The organism is Galliscardovia ingluviei, assembly GCF_014635685.1.
Taxonomy (GTDB): Bacteria; Actinomycetota; Actinomycetes; order Actinomycetales; family Bifidobacteriaceae; genus Galliscardovia; species Galliscardovia ingluviei.
The window spans coordinates 828,258-841,481 of the sequence record NZ_BMDH01000001.1; the positions used below are offsets into that span (position 1 = coordinate 828,258).

The 13,224-nt window shown below is 45.4% G+C and carries 8 protein-coding genes, 1 tRNA gene and 1 CRISPR repeat array; of the genes, 4 read left to right on the top strand and 5 right to left on the bottom strand.

Annotation, left to right across the window (positions count from 1 at the left end; translation table 11 throughout):
- Positions 1-66 precede the first annotated feature (66 nt).
- Positions 67-1,293, top strand: coding sequence for an acetate/propionate family kinase (locus IEU85_RS03430; RefSeq protein WP_188354803.1), 1,227 nt, complete (start codon positions 67-69; stop codon positions 1,291-1,293).
- A 120-nt stretch (positions 1,294-1,413) separates the two neighbouring features.
- Here the strand turns inward: IEU85_RS03430 and IEU85_RS03435 are convergent, their stop codons facing one another.
- The 3 genes from IEU85_RS03435 to IEU85_RS03445 all read right to left on the bottom strand — a co-directional run bounded on the left by IEU85_RS03435 (position 1,414) and on the right by IEU85_RS03445 (position 6,193).
- Positions 1,414-2,319, bottom strand: coding sequence for a Nif3-like dinuclear metal center hexameric protein (locus IEU85_RS03435; protein ID WP_188354804.1), 906 nt, complete (start codon positions 2,317-2,319; stop codon positions 1,414-1,416).
- Between the two features lie 33 nt (positions 2,320-2,352).
- Positions 2,353-5,331 (bottom strand): DNA polymerase I, encoded by a 2,979-nt coding sequence (gene polA, locus IEU85_RS03440; RefSeq protein WP_188354805.1) that lies wholly within the window; start codon positions 5,329-5,331, stop codon positions 2,353-2,355.
- A gap of 256 nt (positions 5,332-5,587) precedes the next feature.
- On the bottom strand, positions 5,588-6,193 hold the full coding sequence (locus IEU85_RS03445) for an ANTAR domain-containing response regulator (protein ID WP_188354806.1): 606 nt from the start codon (positions 6,191-6,193) through the stop codon (positions 5,588-5,590).
- A 409-nt stretch (positions 6,194-6,602) separates the two neighbouring features.
- Between IEU85_RS03445 and IEU85_RS03450 the strand changes: the two genes are divergently transcribed.
- The 3 genes from IEU85_RS03450 (at position 6,603) to IEU85_RS03460 (ending at position 9,822) form a co-directional block, all read left to right on the top strand.
- Entirely contained in the window at positions 6,603-7,820 is a 1,218-nt protein-coding gene (locus IEU85_RS03450) for an MFS transporter (protein WP_229714746.1), read from the top strand.
- A gap of 191 nt (positions 7,821-8,011) precedes the next feature.
- Positions 8,012-9,547 carry a metallophosphoesterase family protein gene (locus tag IEU85_RS03455; protein WP_188355006.1) on the top strand — a complete coding sequence of 512 codons (1,536 nt, stop codon included), beginning with the start codon at positions 8,012-8,014 and terminating at the stop codon, positions 9,545-9,547.
- Positions 9,548-9,748: 201 nt separating this feature from the next.
- Positions 9,749-9,822, top strand: a tRNA-Leu gene (locus IEU85_RS03460).
- 865 nt (positions 9,823-10,687) lie between these two features.
- On the opposite strand, the gene IEU85_RS03465 is transcribed toward IEU85_RS03460, so the two are convergent.
- Positions 10,688-10,981 (bottom strand): hypothetical protein, encoded by a 294-nt coding sequence (locus IEU85_RS03465; RefSeq protein WP_188354808.1) that lies wholly within the window; start codon positions 10,979-10,981, stop codon positions 10,688-10,690.
- Between the two features lie 551 nt (positions 10,982-11,532).
- A CRISPR array of direct repeats spans positions 11,533-12,174; the repeat unit is 33 nt; unit sequence GTCGCACCCCTCACGGGGTGCGTGAATTGAAAT.
- Positions 12,175-12,304: 130 nt separating this feature from the next.
- Positions 12,305-13,204 carry a LysR family transcriptional regulator gene (locus IEU85_RS03470; RefSeq protein ID WP_188354809.1) on the bottom strand — a complete coding sequence of 300 codons (900 nt, stop codon included), beginning with the start codon at positions 13,202-13,204 and terminating at the stop codon, positions 12,305-12,307.
- Positions 13,205-13,224 lie beyond the last annotated feature (20 nt).

Below are 13,224 nucleotides of genomic sequence, written 5' to 3' on the forward strand. Positions count from 1 at the left end.
ATTAACCAACGAGTATTCTCGAATAGGTAACCCATTGGGGACAACACATTAATGGAGGAAGCCACTATGGCCAAAACCGTCCTTGTAATCAATTCTGGTTCCAGCTCCATCAAGTATCAGCTGGTTGACTTGGAATCTGGCGAAGGTCTCGCATCCGGTCTCGTAGAAAAGATCGGCGAGCCAATCGACGGTCACTATAAGCACGAATATAATGGTGAAAAGCACGAGCTTGAAGAGCCAATCCCAGACCACGAAGTCGGTCTTAAGCGTGTGCTCGGATTCTTTGATGAGTTCGGACCTTCCTTGGCTGAGGCAGGTATTGTTGCTGTCGGTCACCGCGTAGTTCAGGGTGGATCCATCTTCCCAGAGCCAGCGCTCGTTACCGACGAGACTATTGCTCAGGTTAAGGACTTGGCTGTTCTTGCACCATTGCACAATGGTCCAGAAGCTTTAGGCGCAGAGGTTATGCGTTCATTGATGCCTGATATTCCTCAGGTATTCGTATTTGATAGCTCCTTCTTCTTCCAGCTGCCAAAGGCTGCAAGCACGTATGCTTTGAATAAGGAGATTGCTGAGCAGTATCATATTCGCCGTTACGGTGCACACGGTACCAGCCACGAGTTTATTGGTTCTGTAGTACCAGAAGTTGTTGGTAAGCCAGCAGAAGGTTTGAAGCAAATTGTTTTGCATATTGGCAATGGCGCTTCTGCTTCCGCTCAGATTTCTGGTCGTCCAGTAGAGACTTCTATGGGTCTAACCCCACTTGAAGGTCTGGTAATGGGTGGTCGTACTGGTGATATTGATCCAGCTGTCGTATTCCACCTGATTCGTAACGCTCATATGAACGTGGATGAATTGGATACTCTCTTCAACAAGCGTTCTGGTATGACCGGTATGACTGGCTTTGGCGATTTGCGTGAGGTTCACCGCTTGGTGGAAGAAGGCAATGAAGATGCCAAGCTCGCTCTCGAAGTATATGTACACCGTATTGTTGGATATATCGGCAACTACACTGCTCAAATGGGTGGCGTAGACGTTATTACCTTTACTGCAGGCGTTGGCGAAAACGACGATATCGTACGTAAGCTCGTCTGCGAGAAACTAGCACCATTTGGTGTTAAGCTCGATTTGGAGAAGAATGCTGTACGTTCTAAGGAACCACGTATTATTTCTACCCCAGATAGCAAGGTAACTATTGCTGTTATTCCTACTAACGAAGAGCTTGCTATTGCTCGTAAGTCTGACGCTATTGCTCAGGCTGGTAAGGATACCTACGGCAATACCGTTGCATAAGATTGAGTAGTGCTCATACTACACAGTATGTATTTGTGTTTTGAGTAGTATACATATGGGGAGTAGTTCAACAGCTACTCCCCATTTGCTATCTCGTATGGTATGTATTCTTGACTTTCGCTAGATTCGAATATTCCATGGATCAGTGACTATTTGCGAAACCACACTGCGCAAACGCACTCCCCAACGGCCTTCAACTAGTCGCGCAACATCATCAGGCACATAAGTAAACGCACTGCGCTCAATAGCACTATGTGGTGTATTGATTAGCATTGGTCTGGCAAGTTCAGCATGCATATCACGCTCTTTTGCAGGCAAGGCACCCATACGAGTCAATTGTGCCTCATATTCTGCCTGTAAACGAGTATCAAGAGCAGGATGATGGCGCAAATCACTGGTAATATACACGTCTGCACCGCTGTCACGTACTTCATCAAAACAAGAATCACCAGAACCAGGTAATGTTGCAATAGTACGCACCTGTGCCTGTGGGTCACCGGCAGCAGTAATACCGAGCGTAGTTCGAGGTAGTATGCGTGCTACACGCTCCACTAACTCTTGGAAACTGCATTCTTGCGCTAATTCGCCTACTCGACCAATACCAAGTTCGTGTCCCGCATCATCAGTGCGACCGGCAGATACCAGTGGTCTCATATGCTGTAATTGCAACTGATCAGCAAAGGCATGTGCAGTACCGCGGTATGCACTATCAATATTGGTATGCCCTACCCATAATGCACAACCAGCTTGTGTGAGTTTGCGCACCATATCACCACGATGTGAGTAGCCACTGACCTGATGCACTGCTCTAAAATACAGTGGGTGATGCGTAATTAACACATCAAACCCGCCATCAATAGCCTCATCAATTACTGCTGGAGTAGGATCGACCGCATACAGTATGGATTGTACTTCCCCACAGACATCGCCAATAATAAGCCCCGGCTCGTCCCATGACTCAGCTAACGACAAAGGATAGAGCTCATCCAAGAGTTCACAAAGTTGATATAGTGCTATACCAGCCATACCCGCTCCTTATTGGTAATGGTTTGTTGCCAATTAGTGTGCTGCTAGCTGCCAGTCAGCACCAACACCAGTAGAAACATCAAGAGGAACATCAAGCGATACTGCATGTTCCATAGCATCACGCACCGCTGCTTCCACTTGGGCTTCTTCTCCAGCAGCAAGTTCTACTACTAATTCATCGTGAATCTGCAAAATAACTCGAGAACGAGCACCCATCTCTTGTAATGCTTGATCCGCCCGAATCATAGCAATTTTCATAATGTCAGCCGCAGTACCCTGAATAGGGGCATTTAATGCCGCGCGTTCAGCAGCATCACGCACTCGACGGTTAGTGGAGTGCAGACCTGGGAAATACCGTCTCCTACCGAACATAGTCTGCGTATACCCAAGTGTTTTGGCTTCTGCAACAAGGCGCTCAAGATAGTCGTGCACTTTACCAAATGTCGCAAAATACCGATTTTTTAGCACATCTGCTTCTGCCGGAGAAACCTGCAATTGCTGCGCTAAGCCATAAGTACTCAACCCGTATGCCAAGCCGTAGCTCATAGCTTTTACATGCGAGCGCTGATCGGCACTAATATCCTCTGGAGAGACTCCATACACTAAAGAGGCTACATACCGGTGGAAATCAGTACCAGATCGGAAAGCTTCAATCAAAGACTCGTCGCCTGAAGCGTGTGCCATAATACGTAATTCCACTTGTGAATAATCACAGCTCATGAGGGACACAAAGCCATCACCTGGCACAAATGCACTGCGAATTTCACGTCCAGTCATATTCCTATTTGGAATATTTTGCAAATTTGGCGCGGTTGAACTGAGGCGTCCTGTTGCAGCTACCGTCTGTTCAAAAGTTGTATGAATACGATGGTCATGCGCGTCAATCTCATCGATTAAGCTTTGCACAATTTGCTTGAGTTTATTCATTTCTCGGTGGCGTAGTAATGCTACAAGAAAACTGCTAGCACGCTCATCATGCACATATCGTGTGGCAAGCTCTTGTAAAGTTTGTGCGTCTGTAGAATACCCACCAGATTTAGTTTTGCGCACACCTACAAGTCCCATATCGTCAAAGAGCACTGATTGCAGTTGTTTAGGGCTTTGCAGGTTCATGGTCTTCCCCGCAGCGTCATATGCCTGCTGCTGCGCTAGTTCCACTTCGCTGCTGAAACGCTCTAACATTGAGTCCAAACGCTGCTCATCAACAGCCGCACCAACATGTTCCATGCGTTCCAATACTCTGGAAACTGGCAATTCGATACCTTGCATCAATTCGAGCTGGTGCGTTTCAATAGCTTTTGGAATCAGTACTTGAGCAACTGAGGCGATTGTAGCCGCTTGACGCGCACATGGCGTTGGATCAAACGTATTCGTAAGAAGCTGCGGGTTGTCAATATCATCGAAATTAAACGCGCCCTGCACCTCCTGTGACTGTTGTGTCTCTTCAAGTTCAATGCCTTCAAATGTGTGCTCTATAAGCTCAGTGAGGTCTTTAGCGTGGAATTGTGAATCGACCACGTATTGTGCAAGGTCAATATCATATGCAGGCTGATACGCTTGTACTAATGCTTCTGAGTTGAGAGCACGCAGGATATGCATTTGCGACTTGGCATCATATGTAGCACAGGTATGTCCAAAATCATGCAAAAGGCGTGCCACAGCTGTTGCATGGCTTTGAGCTTGACCCGCATTAAGTACCAGCGCATGGCGGTCAGGAGCAAGAATGGTAAGCGTTTCTAGCGCACCCTGTGCATGGGTAAGAGAGCCAGTTGCCCAGAGCACCCATACCTTTGTTGGATCAAAATGCTGTTCATGTGATAGGTGGCTCTGATCATGGCTATCGATTTCTGACGCTTGATCAAGTCGCTCAGGCAAAGCATATGATTCATCATTATGCTGTGTCTGCCTCAATGAGGCAAAATGCTCTTCAACCCATGAATCGCACGATACTTGTTGGACTTCAGCGCGTACTAGTTCGCTGACTTGCTGTTGGTCAAGCACATTAACGCTTACCACATGTCTTGGATCCAGTTCGGATTGTTGCGCTGTTGCTGATGGGTCGAGTGTTTCCTCCGAAACATCGCTAGAGTTGCTGCTATTGCTTGAGTTATCAGCAGTATCATTGGGATCTGCAGGGAACGCTCGCAATAATTTTGCGCGTGTACGAGTACCAAATTCTAGTGTATGCAAAATACTGTCAAGCTCACCTAAATGACTGCCTTTGCAATACAATTCATCTAGACTAATGCCTAAATCAATATCGCGCACAAGTGCATTTACTTTGCGATTGAGGCGTACTTGGTCAATATGCTCGCGCAGTGCTTCACCTTTTTTACCTGTTATTTCATCGCTATGTTCTAGAATGCCTTCAAGAGAGCCGAATTGTGCAATCCACTTTGCTGCAAACCCATCGCCTACTCCAGGCACTCCCGGAATATTATCCGCAGTTTCTCCTCGTAATGCAGCCAAATCAGGGTACTGTGCTGGAGTTACTTTGTACTTATCCAGCACAGCCTGCTCATCCATATGTTTCAGATCTCTAAAATGATGCCCTGGATACAGTACAGTGACGTGTTCGTCAATAAGCTGGAAGGCATCCCTATCTCCTGAAAGCACTAAAGTATCCATACCTGCTTGAGAGCCCATTGTGGCGAGCGTGCCAATAATGTCATCGCCTTCATACCCGGGCTTTTCAATATACGTAATGCCCAACGCCTTAAGAAGCTGTTGAATATAAGGGAACTGCGGCAATAAATCCTCTGGCGCAGCATCTCTGGTGCCCTTGTACTGGGGCAGCATTTCGTTGCGGAAAGTACCGCCCTTTACATCAAAAGCGACGGCAATATGCGTGGGGTGCTCATCATTAACTACAGTAGTAAGCATGTTGGCAAATCCCCAGATGGCGTTGGTAGACAAGCCACTTTTTGTAGAAAAATGTGAGGCATCCAAAGCGAAATATGCTCGGAATGCTAACGAATGACCATCAATAATGAGTAAACGATCTTGTGTCATAATACCCTGTTCAACTTACTGCAGTGTTGTCTACGTGCTGTCTATGTTTTTGTGCTACCTATGTGCTGCTTACACTTATATGTTATGCGTAATTATGCGGTTGTTATGCAGTTTCGTGCAATACCGGCTGTTTATACCCTGTCAATATTACAAGAAAAGGCGTGACATGCACGCCTTAGATAAGCTACATTATCTGCAATAGATACTGCATCTGCAATAAATACTGCAAAAACTGCGGTTGAGTACAATCAAACTGCTACTGCACCTGAGCAATAACAGCATCAGCCACTTCCTGCATAGTTAGTCGCCTATCCATTGAAGTTTTTTGAATCCAACGGAATGCCTCAGACTCGCTTAATCCCATATTTTCCATCAGCAATCCCTTAGCACGATCGACACGCTTACGTGCTTCAAAACGCGCTTTCATGTCAGAAACTTCATCGCGCAGTGCATTCATCTGATCAAAACGACTAATTGCCACTTCGATAGCTGGGAACAGTTTTTCTGGCACGAATGGCTTTACTACATACGCCATAGCACCTGCATCTGCTGCCTTCTCAACCAAGGACTGCTGTGAAAATGCAGTCAGCATCACCACAGGAGCAAGGTTTTCATCAGCAATCTCCTGAGCTGCAGTAATGCCATCCTTACCCGGCATTTTCACATCCATAACCACTACATCTGGTTCTTGATCACGGACAAGATCAACAGCTTCTTGTCCGCTTGCTGCCTCTCCCACAACATCGTATCCAGCTGCACGTAGAGACTCTACAATGTCAAGACGAATGAGTGCTTCATCTTCAGCAACTACAACTGTACGACCTTGCGAAGTTGTTTCTTCTTGATTTCGTTGCTGGCCCATTATGCCCCTTCCGTCGTTGCTCTATACGAGGCTCATTCTGCAAACACTGCAAAACGCCCCCGACTTACGCCTGTAATCCATTACTCAGCTACGTTTGCTTTAACTGTACTTCATATCGTACATGCTGCGTTAAAGTTCATCTTTGAGTGTACCAGTATCCTACACCCTGCGTCTAGCAGGTCATGGCGTGTACACCATTATATGCGCATATTCATTCATATTTTGTTATTGCAACCTCATCGTCCACAGTAAACCGATAGGATATGCATAACGTACGTAAGGAGTGCCTATGTCAAGCATCCACCGCGCAGCGCCGGCAGCATCAGCAACACAGCCATCTACACCGCGCCCACTTGACGAATTACCTAATAAGCCTTCCGCTCCCTTATCCCCTCGTGAAAAGCGCTGGATGCTCTACGATATGGGCAATTCGGCATTCGTATTATTAACGACTTCAGTTGCCCCAATTTATGTTAATGGCTTGCTTAAAGCTGCTGGAGAAACCAATATTGTTTCAACATGGGGATATGCACAAACTATTGCCGCATTAATTGCTGCAATTCTTATGCCCATCCTGGGTTCTCTTGCCGATATTGAGGGCATGAAAATCAAGTTCTTTATTGGTTTTACTGGAACTGCTATTCTTGCGTGCGCCGCAATGGCACTGCCTATGCATTGGCTAGCATTTTTAATCCTGTATATCATAGCGCGTACTGGATTGAATGCATCGATGACATTCTATGATTCCATGCTTATTGATACTACCGGTGAGCAACGCATGGATAAGATTTCCGCATACGGATACGCTATCGGATACGTCGGCTCTACGCTGCCATTCATACTCTGTCTCGGCATTATTTTGGCAGGTCCGCGATATTTCGGGTTTTCACAAACTTTTGGTATTCAATGTAGTTTTGCAATTACAGCACTATGGTGGCTGCTCTTTACTATTCCTTTAGTACGTAGTTTTGTCCAACACCATTATCGCCTGCCAGCATCACGAATGCGCGAAGCACTGCGTGGTACGTTCAGTGAACTTGGTACCACGATGCGTACTATCGCACATAACCGAAATTTACTGCTGTATATGATTGCTTACTTTTTCTATATTGACGCTGTAAATACGGTTATTAGCATGTCTACCTCCTACGGCGCGCAACTTGGACTTAATGCCAATATGATGGTTGTCGCGCTGTTAGTAACACAATTTGTAGCATTCCCTTCAGCGATTGCGTATGGTGCGTTAGCGAATCGAATCGGCGCGAAACGTATGATTACAATTTCTGTTGCCGCATATGTAGGAATTGTCATGTTTGCCGCGCTATTGATGGATTCTGCAGTGGAATTTTGGATTCTGGCAGTACTTGTTGGCTTATTTATGGGCGGTATTCAAGCATTAAGTCGCTCATATTATGGCAAGCTGATTCCAAAAGAGCGAGCTAATGAATACTACGGTTTCTATGATATTTTTGGACGTACTGCTTCCGTTTTGGGTACGCTACTCGTTGCTGCTATTACTTCTATTACTGGCAATGCTTCACTCGGCGTGCTTTCTATTGGTATTCTGCTCGTTTTGGCATTGATATTCCTGCTGTTACAACGCGATCCAACGCAAAACAGAGGATAGTGAACAGTTAAACACTTGCTCTCATTCTTGCAAATGACTACAGTAGAACTATGGGTACGCAAATGCAATCACTAAGCAATACTTCTTCGTATGCTCCACTACAAGCTTCATCGCAGGCTTCTTCATATGCGCCTTCGCATGCTGAGCAACCATTGCATTTCAGGAGCGACGGAAGTTTTAGAGTACTGCAAATGGCCGATATTCAAGACGGACCGGATGTAAGCCCTGATACTATTCGCTTACTGGAAGCTGCGATTGAACAAGCAGACCCTGATTTGGTGGTATTAACCGGGGATCAAATACGCGGATATGATCCAGCTTGGATGCGTACATTTTTGCGACGACGTGGCGAAAAAATTGGCGATAGGGTGCGCGTAGTTACCAAATTTGAATCTGCTTTTAGGGAGAAGAACGAACGCCTCCATCAAGCTGCACATAACCGAATAGCACAACTGTTGCGATTGATACATGCTAAGCCTGAAACTGTGTCACGGTTAGATACCATGCACCAACAACTTGATGATGTTGAACAACGTATGCTTGATGCTAGTGAACAACATCGCGATACTACAAAAGAGCAGTTGCTTGATGATGCAAGAGCAAAAGTTCGACAATGTTTCCAAGGTTTTCTTGCCCCTATGGTCGCGGCTAATGTTCCCTTTGCAGCGACTTACGGCAATCATGATTTTCAGTGCGGCATTCTGGTAGACGAACAAGACGATATATATCGTGAGTTTGCAGGGTGCTTGAACCCTAAAGCAAGTGACGAGAATGCTTTGGCTCCTGAACCTGGTACATTTGCGCTTCCGATTTATACGCAAGACGGTACGCGCATTGCGATGTCCATTATGATGGTTAATTCGGGTGATTATGCGGATGATATACAGCAGGATGCTGATGATACAACTAGCAGCAACTCTGATAATGATATGGCTCATGCTCGCACTGGATCAACATCTGCAAGCGAACAAGCAGCCTATATGGTAAACGCGCGCGGGCTTGATTTAGCAGATTCAGATGGCTATGGGTTACCTTCTGAACAAGCCCTTAATTGGCTAGAATCAGTTCAACATACTCTGCAACAGATGAATGGAGATAACAAGCCAGTCCCCTCTATTGCATTCCAGCATATTGCACCACAAGAATTTTATGATTGCTTGAAAGAAGTGCCAGCATATACGCCGCACGCTGTGGAAGGCGCTCGTGCTTTTTCAGGGCGATGCTTCGTATTAAACCCTGATGTGTGCTACCCGGGAGGCATGCTTGGCGAGTCGATTGGGTGCGCGGATACTAATGCTGGTCAAGTGGAGCGAATGCGTCAAGCTGGCGGCTATTTTGCTTTGTATTGCGGACATGATCATAAAAATGCGTTCGTTGGCCATGTTCATGACATGGATTTGGGGTATGCGCCAACATGTGGTTTTACATCGTATGGACCAAAAACTAAGCTGCGCGGTGTTCGCCTATTTGAGTTTCATGAGTCCGATCCAATGAAATACCGTACACGAATGCTGAATTGGGGCGAATTAGTAGGCGGTCGAAGCAGCAATGAGTTGCGCGTATTTGTAGAAGACCATGTGGTAACTGATGGAGCTTCCCTACGCGATGAATTACGTCGCCCTTCTGTGTTTGCTACATTAAGTGCAATAAGTGCTAGTGTTCTTGCAGCAGTAAGTTATGGGGCGTTTAGGATTTCACGAGCGCTCTATCGTGCTGTGCATCGGTAGGTTGACTGGGTTGTTTTGATGGTTTGTAATGAGTAAGTATAAGTGCTAAATCCCTTTAGAATAGGCGTTTCTATGGGTGTATATTGTAAGCACGTACGTGTTTTTTTATACGTGTTTGTACATTGATAACATAATACGACACGCCGAAGAGCTTCAATGTTGCGTTTACCAGCATGTGCGTGTATAGTTCATCGAGGTGTTGCCCTGGTATCCCAATTGGTAGAGGAGACAGCCTCAAAATCTGTACAGTGTGGGTTCGAGTCCCACCCGGGGCACTAATGAGCCGCTTATTGCAAAGACTTGCGATAAGCGGTTTTTCGTTTACTTTCAACGATTTTTAGTGGTTCTTTGGATTGTCCTCTTGGGATGTGAGGGTGGTTGTATTGCTTGCTATCGGTTGCTATTGGGAATAGCGGTTTTGGGTAGTGCACTGTTTGCAATAGCAGCTATTGCAAACCAGCCATTTCACCCTGTTCTTCTGTACGGTTTGAAACATCTGATATTCCAAAGTAGCCAGTTTTGCCACAAACACTCACTCCAAACACCACAAAATGCGAAGAACCGCCAGACACCGATTCGAACCCAGTACTCCGAATGAAACTCGAGTTACAGTCGAGCGTCGTTAACTACTTGACTACACCGCCCAAAAATGTTATATTCTGAATAGAGCCTCTAGATTTTGAGCCCTTATCTGGTTCTCGGTCTAGAGGTTCATTTTTGATTTCGTAGCATTTTCCCTGAATAGTCGAGAATGGGGTTATAGGCGGAATGAGGAATTTAAACCTTTGTGACAAAATTTTGAAACAGACGGTGTGTGGAGATTGACACTTGTAACACGGTCAGATACACGGGTGACATTCGCACACACACCATCTTATTCTTATGAGATTTTCATGCAAACTCGGCAACAACAAATCTATCCCGCGTGAGGTGCTTCACTGTCGCGGAAACGATTTGCCCTCCAAACGCGCGAACTACTGTTGCATCAATAAGCTCAGCTTCCTGCACGATCTGGATCATGGTATCCAACCATTTCTAGCGAATACTGGTCATTAACGAAATAAGAGGCATCAAGCATCTCTTGAGATGCGCTTGCTTCCAATAAAATAGTGCGGACTCAATCCATATCCCGCTTCATGCTTAATCCTCAACTAATCCAGCTTCTTCAATAGCTTTCACATCAGCATACATGTCTGGACTATAGTTCAGATCCTGTGGATCAAGAGAGTAACAGCTCAATAACTCGCCATAAACCTTACGCGGAACAGTAATATTATGTTTCTCTACTTTTCCGGTAAAAAGACTAACAGCAGAGTCAAATTCTCCATATTGAACATGCTCAAAAACAAGCTTTGCTGACCCATCATAACTGTTGCCAAACAATATATCAGCCATAGTATTCACTAATGGTTCATCACAGTACTGCAATACCATTTTCCTCACCCTTTTTGTTGATAGAATGATTTGCGTGCTTCTTCTGGTGCCTCGTCAGTGAGTTCATAGTCTACTATGTAGGAATCTTCGAACCCTGGCGTTGAGAATACTTGCTTCATTGCACAATACCATGCAGAGTTTGTCTACCAATACAATGCTTTATCATCATTGAACATTATCATCATCACTTTATGTGTTGTAACCGCCATCGCGCCTTAGCACGGTACGTAGAACTTCAGTAGTAGCACTAGTCTTTCCTCTTCGAAAAGCTTGCAACCCTTGCTACAATACCCATTGTATATAAGAAGCTTGTTATCCAATGTACGGCTACGCGAACCTTAAGCACACACTTCTCTACGGCATGTTCGCACCACAGTTTCCAACTTATCTGCGGTACGATAAGAGTAGTTATCCAAAACACTGTTGAAAATCTGATAATTACAAAGAGATATTAAACAGCCTCATAGCGTGTGAAGTAAAAAACCATCTTTGCATGTACCTTATATGCCATAATAATGATTGGATAGTGGGCATAATTGTCCATTATCGCGGTCGCACCCCTCACGGGGTGCGTGAATTGAAATGATTGCATGATTCAGGTGCTTACGGATCTTATCAGTCGCACCCCTCACGGGGTGCGTGAATTGAAATACTTGTCAGAGCGTTAAAAACTGCATGGGCGTTAAGGTCGCACCCCTCACGGGGTGCGTGAATTGAAATCAAAACACCGTGTCCACGAATACCAAACAGGCGTAGGTCGCACCCCTCACGGGGTGCGTGAATTGAAATACGTCTTGTGCGGTGAGAAAGTTCATAATGTGCTGTCGCACCCCTCACGGGGTGCGTGAATTGAAATCATCCGTCTATTGTTGCACAGTTTTTTGTTTGTGTCGCACCCCTCACGGGGTGCGTGAATTGAAATGTGGAACGTGTCGATAAACTCGTCAATATCATCAACGTCGCACCCCTCACGGGGTGCGTGAATTGAAATCATTCTCACAGTACATCTGGCAACTAAACACGTGTCGCACCCCTCACGGGGTGCGTGAATTGAAATATTTGGTGTGAGTTTTGTTGAGCAGCGTCTTGCTGGTCGCACCCCTCACGGGGTGCGTGAATTGAAATAAAGCAGTAACCCCGTTGGTTATGCTTTTGCTTCCGTCGCACCCCTCACGGGGTGCGTGAATTAGAATCTCAGCTTTGATTTTTCGGTCTTGATATTCGTTTTTTTTAATTTATATAATGCTGTATAAATACCCAATATGCCACTCTTATGTCCCGTATTCTCAATAAAGCAATGACATATGGAACAACAAAACTACTTTATTGAAAAGCGGTTTGCAGTTCATGTGCGAACGACAAAAACCTACCTTCAGCAATCTGCTCCAATGGTCGTGTACTCGCTACAGAAACAATAAATTCTGGTTGATATGCACCCGCTATTGGCAATGCCACAAGTCCCTCTGCTTGTTTCAGAGCAATATCAGCCAAGAATCCGATTCCTAATCCTTCCCGAATCATCGATAACACAATCTGCACATCAGACTGATATATCTCAACATGTGCTCCAAGCTGCACATGCTGCATCAACAATCGAAAAGCAGACTCATGCACATAATGCTCATCTAACAGTATAAAACTACGATCCGCACACTCTTGTATACTCACCTCAGAGTGAGTAGCAAGGGGATCATCAGTAGCAACCACAATACAAAACGGTCGTTTCCCCACTTGCACTACATGCAATGTCCCCTCATCTAGCAACTCATCCAACGGCTGTATTGACCCAATTAGCGCGAGATCCAACTTCCCATCATGAAGTTGCTGCAAAATCTCCTTCGAACCTGCACTCACGAAATCAATATGCTCAAGCAAGCCCTGCTGTCGTACCGATCGTATTAACTGCATAAAATACGCGTTTCCTAAAATTGGGGGCAATCCAAAGGTAATACGTTGCTGCTTAAAACGCTCAACTTGGGAGAGCATTTGCTGATAGTCATAAAGCATATTCATACACGCACGTTGTACAATCTCCCCTGCAGATGTGATCTTCACTTGCTGTTGCGTATGTTCACGGATTAGTAATGATGCGCCGCATTCTTCTTCCAGACGACGTATCGCATATGAGATTGTCGGCTGAGTAACATGAAAGTATTGTGCAGCGCGAGAGAAACTACGCAATTTGCACAGCATCGTAAAATATTGCATATCTTGAGTACGCATTCGCACTTCTTTCCATTTAC

Bases quoted from the DNA above. Each gene is read 5' to 3' on its own strand.
- IEU85_RS03430 (WP_188354803.1), top strand. From the start codon at position 67: ATGGCCAAAACCGTCCTTGTAATCAATTCTGGTTCCAGCTCCATCAAG.
- IEU85_RS03435 (WP_188354804.1), bottom strand. From the start codon at position 2,319: ATGGCTGGTATAGCACTATATCAACTTTGTGAACTCTTGGATGAGCTC.
- polA (WP_188354805.1), bottom strand. From the start codon at position 5,331: ATGACACAAGATCGTTTACTCATTATTGATGGTCATTCGTTAGCATTC.
- IEU85_RS03445 (WP_188354806.1), bottom strand. From the start codon at position 6,193: ATGGGCCAGCAACGAAATCAAGAAGAAACAACTTCGCAAGGTCGTACA.
- IEU85_RS03450 (WP_229714746.1), top strand. From the start codon at position 6,603: ATGCTCTACGATATGGGCAATTCGGCATTCGTATTATTAACGACTTCA.
- IEU85_RS03455 (WP_188355006.1), top strand. From the start codon at position 8,012: ATGGCCGATATTCAAGACGGACCGGATGTAAGCCCTGATACTATTCGC.
- IEU85_RS03465 (WP_188354808.1), bottom strand. From the start codon at position 10,981: ATGGTATTGCAGTACTGTGATGAACCATTAGTGAATACTATGGCTGAT.
- IEU85_RS03470 (WP_188354809.1), bottom strand. From the start codon at position 13,204: ATGCGTACTCAAGATATGCAATATTTTACGATGCTGTGCAAATTGCGT.